Annotated in this window: 18 protein-coding genes; 6 read left to right on the forward strand and 12 right to left on the reverse strand. The window is 43.9% G+C overall.

Translation table 11 applies throughout. The features are described 5' to 3' along the window. Window positions 1-113: 113 nt before the first annotated feature. Window positions 114-734, reverse strand: coding sequence for a DNA-J related domain-containing protein (locus BIW15_RS11545; RefSeq protein WP_024701249.1), 621 nt, complete (start codon window positions 732-734; stop codon window positions 114-116). 132 nt (window positions 735-866) lie between these two features. Further along, window positions 867-1706, reverse strand: coding sequence for an isopenicillin N synthase family oxygenase (locus tag BIW15_RS11550; protein ID WP_005455357.1), 840 nt, complete (start codon window positions 1704-1706; stop codon window positions 867-869). A 275-nt stretch (window positions 1707-1981) separates the two neighbouring features. Between BIW15_RS11550 and BIW15_RS11555 the strand changes: the two genes are divergently transcribed. After that, window positions 1982-2578, forward strand: a complete 597-nt coding sequence (locus tag BIW15_RS11555) for a DUF2238 domain-containing protein (protein ID WP_077281066.1) — start codon at window positions 1982-1984, stop codon at window positions 2576-2578. Here BIW15_RS11555 and cutA read toward each other — a convergent pair. From cutA to BIW15_RS11580, 5 genes are all read right to left on the reverse strand, one after another. Further along, complete coding sequence (gene cutA / locus BIW15_RS11560; protein WP_005455382.1) at window positions 2540-2872, reverse strand: divalent-cation tolerance protein CutA; 333 nt, start codon at window positions 2870-2872, stop codon at window positions 2540-2542. The genes BIW15_RS11555 and cutA overlap by 39 nt on opposite strands. A gap of 8 nt (window positions 2873-2880) precedes the next feature. Next, window positions 2881-3132 (reverse strand): hypothetical protein, encoded by a 252-nt coding sequence (locus BIW15_RS11565; RefSeq protein WP_005479768.1) that lies wholly within the window; start codon window positions 3130-3132, stop codon window positions 2881-2883. Further along, window positions 3116-4822, reverse strand: a complete 1707-nt coding sequence (locus tag BIW15_RS11570; RefSeq protein WP_024701251.1) for an SgrR family transcriptional regulator — start codon at window positions 4820-4822, stop codon at window positions 3116-3118. The genes BIW15_RS11565 and BIW15_RS11570 overlap by 17 nt, the downstream gene beginning before the upstream one ends. 79 nt (window positions 4823-4901) lie before the next feature. Continuing rightward, window positions 4902-5135 (reverse strand): DUF3389 domain-containing protein, encoded by a 234-nt coding sequence (locus tag BIW15_RS11575; RefSeq protein ID WP_020835279.1) that lies wholly within the window; start codon window positions 5133-5135, stop codon window positions 4902-4904. 42 nt (window positions 5136-5177) lie between these two features. After that, on the reverse strand, window positions 5178-5612 hold the full coding sequence (locus tag BIW15_RS11580; protein ID WP_005455359.1) for a hotdog fold thioesterase: 435 nt from the start codon (window positions 5610-5612) through the stop codon (window positions 5178-5180). A gap of 204 nt (window positions 5613-5816) precedes the next feature. Between BIW15_RS11580 and BIW15_RS11585 the strand changes: the two genes are divergently transcribed. Beyond that, window positions 5817-6605, forward strand: a complete 789-nt coding sequence (locus BIW15_RS11585) for a M48 family metallopeptidase (protein ID WP_077281067.1) — start codon at window positions 5817-5819, stop codon at window positions 6603-6605. 68 nt (window positions 6606-6673) lie between these two features. Here BIW15_RS11585 and BIW15_RS11590 read toward each other — a convergent pair whose 3' ends face one another. Then, the gene (locus tag BIW15_RS11590; RefSeq protein ID WP_077281068.1) at window positions 6674-7756 is read right to left on the reverse strand and encodes a site-2 protease family protein; all 1083 of its coding nucleotides are present in this window, start codon (window positions 7754-7756) and stop codon (window positions 6674-6676) included. A 358-nt stretch (window positions 7757-8114) separates the two neighbouring features. On the opposite strand from BIW15_RS11590, the gene BIW15_RS11595 reads away from it, so the two are divergent. The 3 genes from BIW15_RS11595 (at window position 8115) to BIW15_RS11605 (ending at window position 12624) form a co-directional block, all read left to right on the forward strand. Further along, a complete protein-coding gene (locus tag BIW15_RS11595; RefSeq protein WP_077281069.1) occupies window positions 8115-9359 on the forward strand; it encodes an outer membrane protein transport protein in 1245 nt (414 codons plus the stop codon). A gap of 20 nt (window positions 9360-9379) precedes the next feature. Next, window positions 9380-11788 (forward strand): VolA/Pla-1 family phospholipase, encoded by a 2409-nt coding sequence (locus BIW15_RS11600; protein WP_077281070.1) that lies wholly within the window; start codon window positions 9380-9382, stop codon window positions 11786-11788. Between the two features lie 278 nt (window positions 11789-12066). Further along, window positions 12067-12624: a PhnA domain-containing protein gene (locus tag BIW15_RS11605; protein WP_005455388.1), complete on the forward strand. Its 558-nt coding sequence runs from the start codon at window positions 12067-12069 to the stop codon at window positions 12622-12624. Between the two features lie 161 nt (window positions 12625-12785). Here BIW15_RS11605 and BIW15_RS11610 read toward each other — a convergent pair whose 3' ends face one another. From BIW15_RS11610 to BIW15_RS11620, 3 genes are all read right to left on the reverse strand, one after another. Next, entirely contained in the window at window positions 12786-12977 is a 192-nt protein-coding gene (locus BIW15_RS11610; protein WP_005451745.1) for a hypothetical protein, read from the reverse strand. 279 nt (window positions 12978-13256) lie between these two features. Further along, a complete protein-coding gene (locus tag BIW15_RS11615) occupies window positions 13257-14276 on the reverse strand; it encodes a TerC family protein (RefSeq protein ID WP_020842108.1) in 1020 nt (339 codons plus the stop codon). A 521-nt stretch (window positions 14277-14797) separates the two neighbouring features. Next, window positions 14798-16540, reverse strand: coding sequence for a bifunctional UDP-sugar hydrolase/5'-nucleotidase (locus BIW15_RS11620; RefSeq protein WP_077281071.1), 1743 nt, complete (start codon window positions 16538-16540; stop codon window positions 14798-14800). Window positions 16541-16811: 271 nt separating this feature from the next. On the opposite strand from BIW15_RS11620, the gene BIW15_RS11625 reads away from it, so the two are divergent. Next, window positions 16812-18446: an ATP-dependent endonuclease gene (locus BIW15_RS11625; protein ID WP_005498813.1), complete on the forward strand. Its 1635-nt coding sequence runs from the start codon at window positions 16812-16814 to the stop codon at window positions 18444-18446. Between the two features lie 196 nt (window positions 18447-18642). Here BIW15_RS11625 and BIW15_RS11630 read toward each other — a convergent pair whose 3' ends face one another. Next, a complete protein-coding gene (locus BIW15_RS11630; RefSeq protein ID WP_005483841.1) occupies window positions 18643-19125 on the reverse strand; it encodes a DUF1097 domain-containing protein in 483 nt (160 codons plus the stop codon). Window positions 19126-19135: the final 10 nt, after the last annotated feature.

Genomic DNA, 19135 nt, shown 5'->3' on the forward strand with positions numbered 1-19135 from the left:
CGTATCACGACTTATCCAAGTCTGGCTCGTCTAAAACACAAAGGCAGCGATAATCGCTGCCTTTTTTATTTTCAGTCCTAAACCACCTACTACAGTAGGTAGTTATTTACTATTTATCCATTTCGAAGCACGTTCCATGCTTCGCACAACACTCTGAATCTTTCGGCATCGCCATTTTCTCTATCAGGATGCCAGCGTAACGCCAGTTTTCGCCATTGTCGGCGGATTTCAGTACGAGATGCATCACCCGCTAGGTCAAAGAGTTTAAGCGCTTTCGCTTTATCGATGTTATGCTCCGAGGCGCCGCCTACAAAGCGTTGATAACGACTCCAAAACTCATTAAGTAATCGACGAACTTCATCTTCGTTCGCTTCATAATGGCTCCAATCCAAATAGTATTGTCGCAAAGGATCGTTTGGATCGACGCTGTTTCTACTCGCTTCTAATGCTGACATCAACATGATATCCATCGCTTCTACTTGCAACCAACTGTCCGGAAAGAGCGTCTCTTGCAGTTGATACAGCGCATTCATTATCAGAAAGTTTCTTTTGAATAAGTCTTTGTCTGGCGAGGGGTCAAGCTGGTTAATGTAACCGCGTTCACTGAGCTTGCTGGCCAAGGTGTGTACTTTCCAACCAGATGGTTGCTTTTTGAGAATCTCAAGCATTGGCCAAAGCAACGGGTTTTCTATTTCACTCTGACTGCTATCGCATACGCCATATTGATCTTCCATGCGCCCTCGTTTGATTTATAAGCGATTAAAATTGAGCACGTTTCAAAGCTCAACGTCGTTACTTTTGTACCATAAACGAAAAAAGGCCGATAGCGAAAAACCATCGGCCTTTGGAATCAGGATCGCGTTTGATTAAATAACGCCTAGCTCACGTAAGCGTTCCATTAAGTAGCTGTGTGCTGTGTAACGCTCAGAAAGTACTGTATCTGGTTTTGGGTGCAAGAAAAGCGGTAATGAAATGCGCGATTTTTCTTGGCGAGCACCTGTTGGGTTGATAACTCGGTGTGTCGTCGACGGGAAGTAACCACCTGATGCTTCTTGTAGCATGTCACCGATGTTAATGATCAAGTTACCAAAGTCACATGGAACATCGATCCACTCGCCATCTTTGCTCATAACTTGCAGACCAGGCTCGTTCGCCGCTGGCAGTACAGTCAGTAGGTTGATGTCTTCATGAGCGGCTGCGCGAATTGCACCTGGCTCTTCTTCGCCTGTCATTGGCGGGTAATGAAGAACGCGAAGCAACGTTTTGTCGCTGTTATTGATCATTTCTGACAGTGCAATAGAGAACTTCTCTTGTACGTCTTTTGGTGCGTACTCTTCTACCCAACCTAGCAGTTCTTGTGCAAAAGCGTTTGCGCGCTCGTAGTACTCAAGAATCTCTGCTTTCAACTGTTCTGGGATTTGTCCCCAAGGGTAAACATGAAAGTACTCTTTGATGTCTTTTACTTTGTGGCCTTTCGCAACTTCAGAAACCGAAGGTGGGAAATAACCATCTTGCGTTTCTACATTAAATTGGAAATCATTTTTTTCTTCTGAGCAGAAAAACTCGTGCCAGTTTTTGTAAATGGACTCAACCAACTCTTGAGGGATTGGGTGATTCTTTAATACGCCAAATCCTGTTTCGCGTAGTGATGCTACGAACTGTTGAGCAGCGTCGTCAGCAAGATAATCGACAGTTTCCAGTTTCATGACTTTACTTCTTTTTTATTAGACTGAGTCACGGATTCTATGGATGGGCATGTTGTAAATCAAACTTTAATGAAATGTGCACGCGCAAACGTTTTAATGTTGAGCAGTTCGCTAATAATTCAACATGTTTAGTTAATAATTAACCAATAAAAATAAACAATTGCACACCGTTCAATTAAGTGTAATCATTGTTAACGCATTACAAACAGAGATATAAACGGTTTAACTCGATGCTTGTACGCTCTAAAAAATCAATTGAAGGATCAACTAACCCTATGAAAAGCACTTCTACACTATTGGGATTGACGATTTTTTACGCCATCGTTTTTTTATTTTCAGCATTAGAACCTAGCTCGCGTGCTGTCTGGTTTGCTGAAATCATTCCGGCGATTGGTATTCTCATTGCGATTTGGGCGATTTCGATTCGCTACCAGTTCAGCAACACCGCTTACCTTTTGATGTTTATTTGGTTGTGCCTACACACCATTGGCGCGAAATACACCTTCGCTGAAGTGCCGTTTGATTGGTTCAATAACCTAATTGGATCAGAGAGAAACAATTTTGATCGCGTAGCCCACTTTACGATTGGTTTATATGCCTACCCGATCGCTGAGTATTTGATTCGCAACAAAAAATTCAACCCTACTTTTTCATGCTGGTTTGCGTTGTTTGCCATTATGTCTTTGGCTGCAGGCTACGAAATCATTGAGTGGTGGTATGCCGAACTGGCTGGTGGCGATGAAGGCATTGCCTTCCTAGGCTCCCAAGGAGACATTTGGGATGCCCAGAAAGACATGTTGTGTGATACGACGGGTGCCATACTGTCGTTGTTTTTAATGTCGGCTCAACGTCGATTCGCGAAGCCATTCTAAATACGGATTAAAACCATCCACGATAGGAACCTGTACGATTTGAGCAACCTCGTATTCGTGCAGGTTTTCAATTTTTTCTTCCACTAACTCGTAAAGTTCACGTCGTGTTTTGATGATGAGTAACCATTCGTGATCAGTACAAACTTCCCCTTTCCAAACATAATGGCTCTCAATTGGCATCGTCTGAATACACGCCGCTAATTGAGCCTCTAACAAACCTTTGATGATTTCATCGCGATTTTTTTCATTATTGGTGGTACTTAACACCATGCAGCAATCGTTTTGTTGGCTCATTATTTTTCCTACTTCATTGTCACTTTTCCGCCAATCATCTTAAACGCAGGCGTACCTCTGACTAACGTATCTCGTGCAAACTCTTGCCCGCAGCTCGGGCAAAAACAAGGGGTTTGAGTGTAATCTTCTACAATACGTTCTTTAAAGCACTTCACCAAGGCCCCCTTTCCGCCCTTGCGATATTTATATAGCTGCGCTTTGCATTTCGCACAATAAATTTCGACAGTTTTACTCGGTTGCTTTTTATTCGGCTTGGCCATTATCTTCTATCTCTGGCTTGACCCACACATTGCTGAAATCGAACCACCCCAGCGCATTACATTTTGCGTTTTGAAGCGCTCCGCTGTGGTCTTTGTTTACACCAAGCCAGCAATGGAACATTGGAATAACCTGGCAGCTTTTCACTAACTGCCTTCCTAATTCGCGAGCAGGAAAGTCGGCATGAATGCCTGCTCGCCATTGATCGACTAATGTCGCCCATTCTGAAAAATCGTAACCCGCGCTGAATTTTTCGATGTCGCTATAATCAAGTAGCCAGCCCGCTAAGGCATCGTTGCGATTGGTCGCAATACCCATTGCTTTTACCCAAACGTCGACTTCTTCTGGATTTGGCGGCTGCGTATCGTAGCGAATAAACTCGACATCGACACTGTGCGGTTTGAGCAAATGTTTAATTGCTTTGGCAATGACAGGAAACATCGGATGTTTTTTCTGATAAGCGACGGTAATCGATTTACCTTGTTGCGGGACTTCACCAACTGATGTCGGTCTTAAGTCAATCCACCCCGGTTTTAAACCAAATGCTTGCAGTACACCCAGTTCAATCACTTTATCTTGGGGAACGTGCGCGTAGATTTGATGGCTATTTAGTGTTTGGCTTAAAAATTCGGCCCAACGTGGGTCTTTTGCGATCCCTGTGTTTTTGTTAAGCAGCAAGAAGGTACAGCCCGGATCGAGTTCCACTTCATCGGTCGACGCTTGTTTGTTCATTTGTGGCTTGGACAGGCTTGGATACACCATTGATGAGTAGGCTTCATCAATCACCCACACTTCAACTTGGTCCAGCAGTGGACGAAACCCAAAATAGCCATCGAAAGCAGTAAGGATAAGGCGTTTGTCGTCGTTCACTTTTACTTGGAACGGACCTGTACCAATAGGCTTACGGTCAAAATCCTCAGAGCGAAGTGCTTGTGGCAATAAGACTTTGGCTTGAGACTCGCTCAAAGCTAACGGTAAATAGCGATCTGGACGAACAAGCTTAATATCAACGGTCCAAGGTTGTGGTGACGAAACTTGCTGAATGTGAGAGAACAAATTCAATCCACTCAAAGCAAGAATGCTCTCTACAACACAATCTGTCGTGAGTGGTTCGCCATTATGGAAGCGTACGCCACGACGCAAATAGAAACGCCAATGAGTGTCAGAAAGCGCCTCCCACGTATGTGCGAGATCCGGTTGAAGCTGTTCGCTTTCATCAAGACGCGTTAAACCGCTAAAAACTTGTCGCGCGATGTGTTGTTCCGAGCGACGCATTGGCTTTTGCGGATTCAGCATGGCTAACGGTCGGTAATAAGGCAATCTTACGACTTGCTCACCTTGTCGATGCTGCAATCCCAAATAACCTTGAATCACCTGGGTTAAACGTGCGGCGTCATTGTCTAACGCATCGAGCGCCTGTCCAATTTTTCCTTCGTCTAGATAGCGTCTCGCTAAGTTTTCGCTTACGTCACTACGATTGCGTTTAAAGATCAGTTTGGATAGTTTGCCTCGGCCAGCAGCCGGGTGCCATTCTATCCACCCTTCTTCTTCGAGCTTATTGAGAACGATACGCGCATTTCGTCGCGTACAAAACAGAGCGTCGGTAATGTCTTCTAGCTGAACTTCTGTGTCGTTACCGGCAAATTTTTCAAAGAGTGTTTCGAACTGAACACGTAAACGAGGGCTACTCATAAAGAGGAAATACTTGTCTTGATGTCAATAAGTCAAGTTTCCTCATTTTTATGAAAAAGTGCAAATATGAAGGGGTAAATTATTGAATATCGATACCAATTTCTTGTGCGAGTTGGATAAGTTGTTCCTCATTATCCAATTTTATTGACCATTTGCATTCGGCCCCATGGGCTAACACAACATTTGCGCTACGACCAAGAAGTTGAAGTGCATCTGTTTGTGCTTGCAATGTGACCATTGCCTCACCCGTTAGTTTGATGACGATTTCACGCTGCGTCGCGATAATTTTACCTAATGAAAACTCGATAACCATGTTCTGCCTTTGGGTGTATCTCTGCTGATTGATGAAGTCGAATTAAGCCAATTTTGCTTTTTGTTGTTTCACAGCAATCGTTAGACGACTAGTACACACCAAACGATCACGTTCGTCTGTAATTTCAATCTGCCAAACTTGAGTCGAAACACCAAGGTGAATAGGTTTTGCGGTACCGATAACATAACCACTGCGCATTGCTCGTACATGGTTTGCGTTGATATCTAAACCTACGCAGTAGTTACCTTCACTCACGCAAAAGTTTGCGGCAATGGAACCTAATGTTTCTGCTAGTACGACGGATGCACCACCATGCAACATACCCAGCGGTTGGTGAGTAAAACTGCACACTGGCATCGTTGCACTTAATGAGTCATCCGTGAAGTTGGTGTACTCGATTTGTAGGTGCTCCATCATGGTATTTCTTGATGTAGCGTTAAGGATGTCCAAACTGATCGGCTTTTTCCAAATACTCATTTTTCGCTCTTACTGTTTGCAGGTTGAGACTGCTTATTCATATTTATGCCAAGCGCTTAGCATAGTCTCTATTGCTGCGACACTTCAAGACAAAACGCGCTAGCCCTCAACTCTACAATCACACTTACCTCGCCTATGCATCTTGTCATCATTTGGGTATATACTACTGGTTCAAAACAAGAATTAGTGAATATGGAGCCACTTATGAAGGTATGGATTAAAGCCTCTGCTCTCTTGACCTTAGCAGGCTTAACTGCGTGCAGCGCCTCACCAACTGGTCGAAATCAAATACTGATGTTTTCAGATCAAGAAATGTCATCACTTGGTGCAAAATCCTTTGATCAAATGAAGAAGGATATTCCAATCAGTAAAGATAAAAAGACCAACGCTTACGTACAATGCGTAGCTAAGCAGATCACCAATGCCATTCCACCTCAAGCTGGTTTCAAAGATTGGGAGGTCGTGGTGTTTGATAGTGACCAAGTCAATGCGTTTGCGTTGCCAGGCGGAAAAATTGGTGTTTACACTGGCCTTCTCAAGGTAGCGAAAAACCAAGATCAGTTAGCAACGGTTATCGGGCACGAAGTGGCGCACGTTTTAGCAGAACACAGTAACGAGCGGCTGTCTCAAAGCCAATTGGCCAATGCTGGGCTGTCGTTAGCCAATGTGGCAATTGGCGCATCTGAATACAAGCAATATCAACAGCTCACTATGGCCGCGTTAGGTGTTGGTGTGCAGTACGGCATGATTCTCCCTTATGGAAGAACGCAAGAGTCTGAAGCGGATATCGTTGGCTTAGAGTACATGGCGAAAGCTGGATTCAATCCTAATCAAAGCGTCGATCTGTGGAAAAACATGAGTGCAGCATCAGGTGGAGCGCAGCCGCCGGAGTTTTTCTCTACTCACCCTTCTCACAGTACGCGAATCAAAGACTTGCAGGCAACCATCAACAAGTTACCGAAGTACAATGTGAAAGCACCGAAATGTGGTTAGAAAGCGTCTGATACAAAAAAGCTCCTACTTAAGGAGCTTTTTCGTTATCTGTGTGTTGAGAACTTTCGTTAAGCTCCAAGAATTTGCAAAGGTAAGCTGAGTAAGCTGTCACCCAGTCCTGCGAAATACCAAATAATCCCAACAAAACCACCAACGGATGCTAAATACCAAATCAATGAGAACAATTGACCGTAGCGAGTGAGTGGCAACAAGTGGCTGTGATGTCTTGCTCGCCATTCCATGACCACTTCCAGCATCCCCATCATCAGTAAGAATCCGAGCAGCGTTAAACCAAATGAATAGCTGAGCGCAATACCAAGTAGTGCTGTAACAATGCTGCCCGCCAACCCAATCCAAGTATTCATCGAGAAAGTAATACTCTTTAGAACATGGCCACCATCTAACGGTAAGATCGGCAGCAAGTTAAAGAGGTTTAGCAGCGCGTTAAACACAGCAAGACCAGCGAATATCATTTCGCCTGTCATCCAATAAAGCAGAGTAAACACAATGCTTAAAACCAATCCAAAGAAAGGCCCCATGATAGAAATGACGACATCTTGCCAACGCGTGTTTATTTTCTCGTCACTTAAAGCCAAGCCACCTAGAAACGGGATCAAGTAAATGCCCTTGGTTTTCATACCGAAATACTTCATCGCTTTGATATGCCCATATTCGTGGAACATAAGACAAGCGATAAGAGCCAGAGCAAACTCAATAGAAAACAACCATGAATAGGCAGCTAAACTTGCTGACGCCAGCGCAACTTTAATCACTTTCGCGCTTTTGAAGGCTTTCATACCTAAGGAAAAAATACCGATGACACTCAAGCGCTTTTCTGATGGCGGCGCGACCTGTGGCACCTGCCTTTCAATATCTTTTTCGTTTCTTGAACCTTCCGTAATTAGCTCACCGTTAACGGTGGCGCGATAGGTCAGATCAAAAGGTTGCCAATCCAATGTGCAGTCTAATTGGCAAAGCAAAACCTCTTCTCCAGCACTCAGCTTAAATTGATGCGTGTAAGTTTCGGTTTTCTTTTCGCTCGCATCAATTTGAGAAACTAGAGTGTTATCCCAGTACAATTGCTGCCATCCCGCCATCGATCCTTCTAATCTTAACGGGCGACCTAAAAATTCAGTGTGTAGTAATTCCAACGCGATTCCTAATGCGATAACCACAAAGGTCGAATTATGCCTCTTATAACAAGTGACATCAAAGCATGTGAACTCAAGATTTGAAGGTTATTTAATCATAAGATTTGCAAAACAATTCTGGTCGTACCATTTCCACAAAAAATATAACGATAATACATGCCCTTACGAGCAGGCGTTTGACGTATGCATCAAATTTAAAACGCCAAATACGCTCAAACTTTGACAAGTTATTAAACATACAATTAACATTACGTTTACATCACAGTTGTATTTCAATGCAATCACAACTGCTGTTTAGTACCACACAACAATTACAAGGACTTCGGTCCAGCATAATGACACCCTAGGAGGGTCAAGGATGAACAAGAAGCACTGCTCTCTGCTGACAATTTCAATATTGTTTGCGTGTAATGCCCATTCAGCGGGCTTTCAGGTTGCTGAACACTCGGCATCTGGTCTTGGTCGAGCATTCTCAGGTGAAGGGGCTGTAGCAGACAATGCCAGCGTCCTTGCACGTAACCCAGCAGCAATGACTCTTTTCAAAGAAGCTCAGTTTTCTGGCGCACTTTCTATCGTTGATCCTGAAGTCAACGTTTACGATACGCTTCATAAAGAGCAATCTGATGACGTAGCACCACTGCAAGTGGTTCCTGCGGGTTATTACATCAGCCCAATCAATGACAACTGGGCTTGGGGTATCGGTATGTTCACCACTTACGGTGTTGCAACAGATTATCCAGATGATATTTCTGCGGGTGATATGGCTGGCGACACCTCGCTACTTTCAGTAAACATTAATCCCAATGTCGCTTACCGTATTAACGAGTCTTTCAGTGTGGGTGGCGGTATCAACCTAGTGTACGCGGAAGCGGAGCTGACTCGTCACAAAGGCGCACTCGCCCGTATTTTAGGTGGTAATAAGTCCGATAACCTTGTCGGCATGGAAGGCGAAACTTTTGCTTGGGGTTGGAATATTGGCGCTTTGTACGAGCTAAATGAAAACAACCGATTTGGCTTTGGCTACCGTTCTAAAGTTGATCTAGATTTTGACGACGGTGAGTTTAGTAGTTACGACTCAGGTCGAGCTCCATCAGCAAAAGTGGATGGCCGTTTAAAAATCTCTCTGCCTTCAATTATCGAATTATCGGCTTTCCATCAACTGAATGAAGAATGGGCAGTACATTACGGCTGGCAACAGACCGATTGGAGCACATTTAAAGAACTGAAAGCGACGAGTCCTCAATGTAATGATGGAACTGCTGGTCAATGTTTCTACAAACCAGAGAAATATGAAGACAACAACCGTTATTCTATTGGTGCAACTTACACCCTCAATGCGGATTGGACATTCCGTGCAGGCTTTGCATACGACGAACAAGCAGGTGAAGCCACATTGAGCATCCCTGACAGTGACCGTTTTTGGTACAGCGCGGGCCTAACTTACGCAATGAGTGAGCATTTAACTTTCGATGCAGGCTTTGCACTTGTTAAGAGTAAATCAGGGTCTTTCACCGAGACAAATGCTCAGAATGAAGAGATCAAGTTCGACTCTGAAGGTACTGCTTACATCAGCGCGGTACAGATGAACTACACCTTCAAATAATGGGATTACGGAGTAAACCAATGAAACACACGTTTAAATTATCAATGCTTTGTTCTGCAATCCTTCTTGCTGGTTGTGGTGATAATACATCAAGCTCTGGTACTTCTGACAAAGTTCAATTTGAAGATGAAGTCCAAGCACTGCTCGACCGTGGAACATCTATCAGCTTTACGCTTCAAGGGGCGAATGCGGATGTACCTGCGCCCTCTTACTTATTAATGGACACAACAAATGGCACGCTTGGTCTGCCAACTGACGGTGATGACGCCTTAACCAACCCTAGAGCCTCGATGAATACGATGGATGGATGGTCAACGTCTATGCCAATCGTTCTGAACTTTAAAGGCGATGGTTTTGCAACTGGTATGCTGCCGTCTGGTATTAAAGTCATCAAGATTAATCAACGTTTAACCGAGTGGGATGGTAAGTCTAACCCAATCGAAGACGTTCTCGTTCAGAACCAAGACTACGTTGTTCAAGCAAAAGGCAACTCTATATATATCCAGTTCATGGATGCGCTTGATGAGTCAAGCGAGTACATTTTTGCAGTAACACAAGATGTTACTGACGTGAATGGTGAGCCAATCGGTACATCAGCCAGTTACGCGACAGGTAAATCGAAAGAAATCGTTTATGAAACTGGTGCTCTTGCTTCTATTCAAGCGGTGACACAAGCGGTGGAAGGCATTTTTGGTCTAGCGAAAGTCAACCCCGCTGATATTGTCTACTCATCATGGTTCAGCACTCAATCTGTAGGTGACACGTTAGCGGCTGTTAAAGGTGTTACTGCGACAGGTTTTGCTACTGGCGCGAACACGCTAAATACCATTTACAAAAATGATACTAACGAGAATGCTGTCGACCTTTCTACTGCGTACACAATGGTGCTTGGTGAGACACAAGACTTTATGACAGCGTTAGATTCGGACAGTGACTTTAATAAATACGTCAGTGACCTAGATGCAGCGAAAACCGCGATTAAAGGTCTTTACGTGCAATCTGGTGCGAGTGTGAATGTTACTCAGGGTCAAGTAAGACTGCCACACTACCTTGAAAAAGGCGCAAACTGGAACATGCAACCGATGGTGTCTGCGATGCCAAGCCTAGCGAAGCTAAACGCAGCACTTACCGATCCAGCAGAACAAGCAAACATGGTTCAGCAGCTTTCTTCTGGCGTTTTCGCAAGCTCTCCTGTAGACGTTAGCAAGCTGGCAACAGATCCAACAGAGCAGCTAAAACTGGTAGGCTCGAAACTGTACTTAAACGACGGCACACAGCTGGATAGTGAGCGAGTTATTACTCGTTACTCTCCTGTTCCTGAGGTTAAGTCTTTAGAAAATGTCGAGTTCTTACTGTTTACTCCTCAAAATGGTGTAGCGAAAGACGTGGTGATCTACCAACACGGTATCACCTCAGCGAAAGAAAACGCGTATGCATTTGCTTTTAATATGGTGCAGGCTGGCGTAGCTGTTATTGCTATCGATCTTCCAATCCACGGCACACGTAGCCTAGACGAACAACGATCGGCAAATGCGAACGTTCTTGCTTACTTGAACCTTTCTAACCTTGCTGTAGCGCGTGATAACCTTCGTCAAAGCGTGCTGGATGTATTGGGCTTACGTGCTAGTTTAGTAGTATCAGCGCAAGGCGGTCTATTGGCTGGAGGCCCTCTTCAAGGTTTTAACCCAATGACGGGCTCTCAAGTAAAAATGCTAGGTCACTCACTAGGCGGTATTGTTGGTACGTCTGCGGTTGCTGCTGCAAACAACACACTAGGCAGCCCTACTGCTGACGCACTGTATACATTTAGCGCGGCCTCTATTCAGAACTCTGGTGGTCAAATCGGTAATCTATTGTTGGGTTCTTCAGACTTTGGTCCACAAATCAAGCACAACCTTGCTTATGCAGCATCAACGGATTACAAGTCTTACGCTGACGCGCAGTGTGCTCAGTTAGATGACAAAGCATGTTACGAGGTCTTTGAAGGTTTAGCGACGCCGGAACAGCTTGCAGCTCTGAGTGCTGGTTTCTCACAGTTCATCTACGCAGCGCAAACCACGCTTGATACTGTAGATCCATTTACTAATGCCGCAGACCTAGTTGCTTCAGGCACTCTAACTACTCCATTCTTGATGACAGAAGTTGAAGGTGATAAGACGGTACCGAATAACGTTGCGAACGCTCCATTTGCAGGTACAGAGCCGTTAGCCAAGAAATTGGGCTTAACTGAGGTTAATAGCTTAAATACAGCGGTCGCTGCGACGTCAAGCTTTGTTCAATTCAACGCTATTGCTTCACACAGTACGTTTGCGTCGCCATCAGGCACACTTGCCGATGTCAATCATCATGCTGAAATGCAAAAAGAAAACGCAGACTTCTTGATGGACAACGCATTGAGTGATGTTTCGGATACAACAGTACTGAAATAATCGACCATTCATCCATCGAAAAAACCCAGCTTAGGCTGGGTTTTTTATTTTTCGCACTCAAAAGAGTGTTGAATAATTCACACAACAATTCATAACTCAAGGTAATTGACCACTTCTTTTATATTCCAAATATTATTTATTTAGCGATTGTTTTACATCTTTCACCTAATCAGGTTGGAATATTGTAAAATCTCGGCTTTAATTCGCTAACACCCTTTTATTTCTCAGGATAAAGTGGATAATACCGCCACAAAATAACATTACTAAGGTGAGTCCTTATGTCTATCGAAGCTACTCTGCTTGCACGCTGCGAGTCAAAATGTGAACTGTGTTCATCTGAATCTCCATTAACTGCTTACGCTGTACCACCACACGGTAACGTAACAGTTGATACCGCTATCATGGTATGTGACAAATGCCACAGCGAGATCGAAGAACCTAAAGACATTAACCATTGGCGTTGTCTGAACGAAAGCATGTGGAGCCAGGTTCCTGCGGTACAAGTAACTGCATGGCGCCAACTAACTCGCCTAAACTCTGAAAGCTGGGCTCAAGACGCTCTTGACATGATGTACATGGAAGAAGAGCAAAAGAACTGGGCAATGACAGGTATGTCTGCTGATGACAAAACTGTTGACTGCAACGGCACTGAACTTAAGAAAGGTGACGATGTAACAGTAATCAAAGATCTACCAGTTAAAGGTACAAACCAAGTAATTAAGCAAGGTACTGTGATTCGCGGTATCAGCCTTGGTGATGACCCTAAACTGATTTCAGGTAAGGCAAACGGTGGTCAGTCAATGTACGTGATCGCAGAGTACTGCCGTAAGAAGTAATTTTAGTTACTTTTGTATAAAACGGGGTTCCAGTTGGAACCCCGTTTTTGTTTGTGCTTCGGAAGGCCCCCTAACCCATGCGTTTGAATCAGGTCCCTTTGAAACAGCAAATACAAAAATGCCAGCGACTAAGCTGGCATTATTTTTTCACAGTGTTCAGATTAACGGTACATACCGATATCTTTTTGAATGTGAGCTGACAAATCTTCTGCGTAGTAGCTGCGAGGAGCAGAGTTATCTACAAAAAGAATGTCGAGTAAGTGAGCAATCAATCCTTTGAAGTTAACCGCGTAGGTTTTCTTATCCATAGAGGTTGGTAAAGCTACATTTGTCATTTGCATTGCTTGTGCCATGATTGCCTCTCTTTAAAAGCAGTAATATGTTTTGTTGGTTGTATAGTAGTCACTTCCTCACTGTTTAAAAAATGACAAAATTTGACCAACCAAATTAGTTTTTCTAATAAAACAAATCATTCACATTGCTGCGAGCTAGAAATGCTCACTTTTCGCATAAAAATTCAACAACCGCGTACTTTTCTTGAATAACTTGGAGTTACAGGGATAACCCCAAGCTTTTAAGTAACAAATCTTTAACTAATCAATACTAAAAATATCTTTTCAAAAATCCGGTTATCAATATTTTTGATTAGTAATATTAACTCGAGAACGACTGTTTTCTTTGTTCTTATACACCGACGCAACTACCGCGGAAGTCATTACTAGAATCAAGAACGTCAACGACCAAATCGTTGGGATTTCGTATTCTGTTCCGACCAAAAGCATCTTCACACCGATAAACATCATGATCACAGAGAGCGCAGGTTTTAAGTAGACAAACTTGTCCAGCATCGCTTGCAGCACGAAGTACAGCGAGCGTAAGCCTAACAACGCGAATACGTTAGCCGCTAACACCAAGAATGGCTCGCGAGTGACCGCAAAAATAGCCGGAATTGAATCGAGTGCAAACATCACATCCATCACGGCGATCACGCCTACTACAATTAACATTGGCGTCGCAACCCACTTCCCTGCTTGCTTCAAGAACATATGATTACCTTGATAATCATCCGTCACTGGCAGCAATTTACGAATCACTTGCTCTGGGTATGGGTTCACTTCTTCCTCTTCACCTTTGTCGCGAGCAAGCTTAATACCTGTCCAGATTAGGAACGCCGCAAATAGGTAGAGTACCCAATGGTATTGGGCGAGTAGCTGCGCACCGACAGCAATCATAATTGCTCGCAGAACCAACGCGCCAATCACACCCCATAGTAACGCACGCGGACGAAGATGCTCTGGCACTTTGTATTGGGCAAATATGATGGCGAAGACAAATAAGTTATCAACGCTTAATGATTTTTCGAGCAAGTAACCAGTTAGGAATGAAACGGTCGCTTTCTCATTGCTGTAAGCACTATGAGGAGCGTAAACGTCCCAAAAGAAATAGATGGAACCTGCAAAAAGAAACGCGAGTAAGAACCAGAATATGCTCCAAACGATGGCTTTTTGCATCGTAATGGCACCGCCTCGGGTTTGATAGATATCAAGCGCAACCAAAACGAGTGTGAAAAGGCCGAATGCACCATACATTGTCAGTGATTCTTGAAATAGAACAGATTGGCTTAACTGGGTGGTATTTTCGATAAGAGACATGCTTCCTCCCACGCGGAAGGACAGCAGTGTTTGGTGACCTTCCGCAAACAATACAAACCAGCAGTCACATTACCCATGTGTCTGCTAATCAATGAATGCGTTGGTCTCGTTGAAGTGCCAAGATTGAATGTTCAATCAGACACCTTTACTTACCGGATAAGCTATCGCTTAACGAGATGACGATAAGTAAACTTGCGCTAACTACTCCCCAAACGCCGCCATCATACGCCTGATCATTCTGATTTCCAACAAAAATTCCCTATCAATAAAATCAATGCATTTAATCGCCAGCAGTCCATCAAATATATGAATATAAAGAAAAAGGAGCACTGACTAGCGCTCCCTCTTATTACTCTTTGTTCTTTATAGCCCATTTAGTGGCACAAAATACACAAGCATGGACCAAGCGGCTACCCACGCAATGACCACTGCAGCGTCTGCCCAGTCTTTTTTCCACATACTTTCCACCCTCTCACTCGCATGTAGTGTGGAAAGTACTGCAAAATCAATACCAAGAATGATTAACGATTTTGTTGAGAGTAAAGTTTGTGACTTTCGTTCAAACAGTTAGGCTCATCTGTAAGTAGTTCAATAAAGCAATCCGCCATTGATAAGTTACTCACACAACCCTCGCCTTTCATATCAAGCAGGGCTTCATAGCCTTCTTTGCCTTTCATCGTGTAAGCCGAAGACGTGCCACGATACCAAGCGTCATCATCAACCTTTACCCAGCGGTATCCGTCCAATATTTCTAATCGTTGGATTCTCTCACCTTTTGGCGCATCGGCTTGATAGTCAAAGTTCAGATTGTACGTATATGGATAACTGCCTGACCCAGTGCCTTCTACGCCGTTGTTTAGTGCATTATTGATTGCACCTTCTAGAGCTCGGCGAATAACCGCACCTTTCACATCGTAAAACCCGATCGGCACGGCAAAAGGCAATAATCGTCCGGCAACATCTGCCACTGTAATATCACCTGGATTGAGTGAAGTACGAACGCCACCTGCATTATGAATTGCAAATTGAACGTTGTGCCCGCGCTTATTTAAGCTGTGAAGGAAAGAACGAGCGACCGCACCGGCAAGTTCACTTCCGCCTAGCTCATCCGGAATACGGACATGACGCTTTTTGCTTTCCACATGAGCAATCACCTGCGATTGCAAGGCACGCACGCGAGGTATGTATTTATCTCTCAAAATAGCTTGAGTTTCTGGGTGTTTCTTACAGACCACAACATTTGGTTGGCCGTGAATAAAATCACAAGCGGTTTCAAATACGCCTTGGTCCAATTGTTGATTCAACGTTGAATCCCAGAAAATACGGCGCCCTAACAGCAATTCATTTTGACCATTCAACATGGTTGCTTGGCCATTCTCGTCAAACTCAAGCACACAATGGCCCATGGTCAGAGCATGAAAACCGGCTTGCACAACGTAGGTTCCATTTACTTTGATACCATAAGGATCATCTGCACCCAAACCAATCGCAGTAAAATCACCTTGCAAACGGTGGCTATGACCACCCACGATGATACCGATGCCTTCTACTTGCTCTGCAAGTTCTAAGTCGCCCTCGTAACCTAGGTGACTAAGCAAGATAATGTTTTTGATTCCATCATTGTTAATTTGTGCGACTGTCGCTTTCGCGGTTTCAATTGCAGTCATAAATGGCGTATCAGCGTCAGGGTTTGCTATATCGCTCATTTTATCGATGGACAAACCAAAAATAGCGACTTTTACACCGTTAAACTCTTTCACAAGGTATTGCGCACTGCGTGAATCCGGTTGATAGCTCAGTACGTTGTTACAGTCGCTTAGTCGATGCGCTTTGTTTTTTGACTCATTGGACAGATCCCAGTTGCCTGCGAGCAGCGGAAAATTTGTACGCTGACAAAATAGTGCAACTGGTTCATTCCCCATGTCGAGCTCGTGGTTTCCCAATGCCATGGCATCAATATTCAAGGCATTCAACAAATCGGCATTCGCTTTGCCTTTAAATAAGGAAAAATAGAGCGTGCCTTGGAAGCAGTCGCCAGCATGAAGGAACAACATTCCCTGCCCTTGACGCTGTGCATCATCACGTAGCTGTTCAACTCGAGTCGCGATTCGTGAGAATCCGCCCGCACTAACATAAGGTTCTAATATGAGGTCTTTGTTGATTTTGAGTTTTAGCTGTAATGACGTTGGCTCAAAGTAGGAATGAGTGTCATTGATGTGTGCCAGTTTGATTCTTACTGGCTTATGATTTTTATTCATTTTCATCTTCTCTCTTTTCATTCCTTATAATAATAAGAAGTGAATCATGACAGAATCATGAATTTTATGAAACTGTGAATTTTTGATTTCACGTTTACGTGATCACGATGCTGTCTGTCGTTCAATTGAAAGCAACTTACGCTTGTCGCGGTCTCTATTCAATAGGAGGCTCTCGTAATTTTGTGAACTGAGCTTAACTCAAAAATTTCGAATTCATATATGCTTAGGAGTAGCAAAATAACTCTCTATAATTCAAATAATTGCAAGGAGGATTGAGATGAGACTAGAACGCATCGAAATCTCCGGGTTTAGAGGCATCAAACGCCTTTCACTCTCTTTTGATGAACTCACTACCCTCATTGGTGAGAATACGTGGGGTAAATCTTCATTGCTCGACGCCCTATCTATCGCGTTACCAGCCAACGGAAGTCTGTATGAGTTCGAACTGAAAGATTTCCACGTCGACTACTCCATTTCTCACCCTCAGTCTCAACACATCCAAATTATTGTTTGCTTCAAAGCACAAGATAAACATGAAGCAAACGCTGGTCGTTATCGCCGCATCAAACCCGCTTGGTGCACAACAGAAGATGGCGAACATGTCATTTATTATCGAATCAGTGCCTCTCGCGTTGATCATGACATCACGACCAAATACGCGTTTCTTGACCGTGATGGCAAACCGAAACAGATTCACCATTCAGAAAAATTAGCGGTTGAGTTGATGACGTTGCACCCTGTCATTCGACTAAGGGATTCTCGTCGCTTTCCTCGTCCGACACACATTAATGGTGACAGCAAAAACGCGCGTATCGAAAAACGCATCAACAACACCTGTCGACGTTTATTGGCGATGCCGGGTCATGTAAACAAAGGGGAAATACGAAGCAGTCTCGATGCCATGAAAACGTTGGTCGAGCACTATTTTGCGTTTCGTAGCATCAGTAAAGGCAATCCTAGAAAACCGAGAGACGGATTATTCTACACTAGCCCATCTTCTGATAAAGGATTGAGCCAATACCTGAAAGAGACCAACGATAAGCAAAGTCGCTTGCTCTTAATGGGGTTGCTTAATGCATATCTTCAAGCCAAAGGGCCGACGGATTTAAGACGTTGCGCGCGGCCTATTTTGATCATCGAAGATCCAGAAGGTCGTTTACACCCAACGCATTTAGCTCGAGCTTGGTCGTTGCTTCAACTTTTGCCAATGCAAAAAATCTTAACCACGAACAGTGGCAGTTTGCTTGGTTCCGTGCCGCTCTACTCCATCCGTAGGCTTATCCGTCTGTCCGATAAAACGATTGCGAAGAGTCTAAACACGTCTAAGTTTGGTGGTGACGAGCTAAGACGAATTGGGTTCCACATTCGTTTTCATCGCGCTGGTGCTTTGTTTGCGCGTTGCTGGCTATTAGTGGAAGGCGAAACTGAGGTTTGGTTGTTTAATGAATTGGCAAGACAATGTGGATACGATCTCGCCGCTGAAGGGGTTCAGATTGTCGAATTTGCACAATCTGGCTTACGTTCATTAATAAAAGTAGCCAAAGAGTTCGGTATCGATTGGCATGTGGTTACCGATGGTGACCCTGCGGGTAAAAAATACGCCCACACAGTAAGAGCGCAGCTTGGGCATGATCAAGAGCGCCATAGGCTCACTGAACTACCCGATCGGGACATCGAGCATTTTCTTTATAATCATGGTTTCGAGCTTTTCTTTAAGGACATGATCAAAGTCCCTCACGACCATCCAATTCCGGCGAAGAAAGTGGTTAACCGCGTTTTGAAAAAACATGCGAAGCCCGATTTGGCTCTAGCCATTGTGTCTCACTGCGAAGAGAAAGGCATGGAATGTATCCCTGTGTTGTTGCGTTGGACTTTAAAACGCATCGTTACTATGGCAAGCGGGAATACTTAAGCGTTATATATCTATTTACTCATTTCTTTCCATTTAAATAGTCTTTGGGGATAGCACTGCGCTATCCCCTTAAAATTTAGGCAAAAAAAAGCACACTAATTTAGTGTGCTTGTATCAAATATCATTAATTTTGATTAACTGTATTGAGAGGGATAAAGCTCAATACACAGCGGATACAAATTAGATCGGGGGTTCACTACTGTGCTTGCTCAGCGAGCGAAGAAGAAGTAGCGGTTGATTTCGCATGTAACCAAAGTCCTGTTGCTTTCATTAAGTAGCCAAATACGCCACCTAATACAAGCGATGGAACAACAAGTTGCCAATTGCCATCTGCTGCGAATGTCGCGCAAGAACCAATGAAAGTACCAGGAATGTACGCTAGCCAAGCCTGTTTCGCTTGAATACACATGAAAAACGCTACAACAGCTGTGATCACATAACCCAAGATCTCTAAACCTGCGTAAGTGGAGCCATAAATAATTACCATTGCCCAGAATACACCGGTCAAGTTAGTAATTAAGCTTGTCGCTAAACCTTTTAATCCACTCGTTGGAGCAGCGAAGTAGCTTGTACAGCCTAAAAAGCCTGCCCAAGATAAAAGGCCAAGAGAAATGGCAATCCAACCCCAAACGCCGGACAGAATCCCAGTAGTAATAGAGATAGCTAAAAGTGTTGTCATGGTATTCGTA

It is taken from the genome of Vibrio sp. SALL6 (assembly GCF_002002385.1).
In the GTDB taxonomy this organism is placed as follows: domain Bacteria; phylum Pseudomonadota; class Gammaproteobacteria; order Enterobacterales; family Vibrionaceae; genus Vibrio; species Vibrio parahaemolyticus.

Bases quoted from the DNA above. Each gene is read 5' to 3' on its own strand.
- BIW15_RS11570 (WP_024701251.1), bottom strand. From the start codon at position 4,822: ATGAGTAGCCCTCGTTTACGTGTTCAGTTCGAAACACTCTTTGAAAAA.
- BIW15_RS11580 (WP_005455359.1), bottom strand. From the start codon at position 5,612: ATGAGTATTTGGAAAAAGCCGATCAGTTTGGACATCCTTAACGCTACA.
- BIW15_RS11630 (WP_005483841.1), bottom strand. From the start codon at position 19,125: ATGACAACACTTTTAGCTATCTCTATTACTACTGGGATTCTGTCCGGC.
- BIW15_RS11595 (WP_077281069.1), top strand. From the start codon at position 8,115: ATGAACAAGAAGCACTGCTCTCTGCTGACAATTTCAATATTGTTTGCG.
- BIW15_RS11575 (WP_020835279.1), bottom strand. From the start codon at position 5,135: ATGGTTATCGAGTTTTCATTAGGTAAAATTATCGCGACGCAGCGTGAA.
- BIW15_RS11600 (WP_077281070.1), top strand. From the start codon at position 9,380: ATGAAACACACGTTTAAATTATCAATGCTTTGTTCTGCAATCCTTCTT.
- BIW15_RS11565 (WP_005479768.1), bottom strand. From the start codon at position 3,132: ATGGCCAAGCCGAATAAAAAGCAACCGAGTAAAACTGTCGAAATTTAT.
- BIW15_RS11550 (WP_005455357.1), bottom strand. From the start codon at position 1,706: ATGAAACTGGAAACTGTCGATTATCTTGCTGACGACGCTGCTCAACAG.
- cutA (WP_005455382.1), bottom strand. From the start codon at position 2,872: ATGAGCCAACAAAACGATTGCTGCATGGTGTTAAGTACCACCAATAAT.
- BIW15_RS11620 (WP_077281071.1), bottom strand. From the start codon at position 16,540: ATGAAAATGAATAAAAATCATAAGCCAGTAAGAATCAAACTGGCACAC.
- BIW15_RS11615 (WP_020842108.1), bottom strand. From the start codon at position 14,276: ATGTCTCTTATCGAAAATACCACCCAGTTAAGCCAATCTGTTCTATTT.
- BIW15_RS11605 (WP_005455388.1), top strand. From the start codon at position 12,067: ATGTCTATCGAAGCTACTCTGCTTGCACGCTGCGAGTCAAAATGTGAA.
- BIW15_RS11610 (WP_005451745.1), bottom strand. From the start codon at position 12,977: ATGGCACAAGCAATGCAAATGACAAATGTAGCTTTACCAACCTCTATG.
- BIW15_RS11545 (WP_024701249.1), bottom strand. From the start codon at position 734: ATGGAAGATCAATATGGCGTATGCGATAGCAGTCAGAGTGAAATAGAA.
- BIW15_RS11625 (WP_005498813.1), top strand. From the start codon at position 16,812: ATGAGACTAGAACGCATCGAAATCTCCGGGTTTAGAGGCATCAAACGC.
- BIW15_RS11555 (WP_077281066.1), top strand. From the start codon at position 1,982: ATGAAAAGCACTTCTACACTATTGGGATTGACGATTTTTTACGCCATC.
- BIW15_RS11585 (WP_077281067.1), top strand. From the start codon at position 5,817: ATGAAGGTATGGATTAAAGCCTCTGCTCTCTTGACCTTAGCAGGCTTA.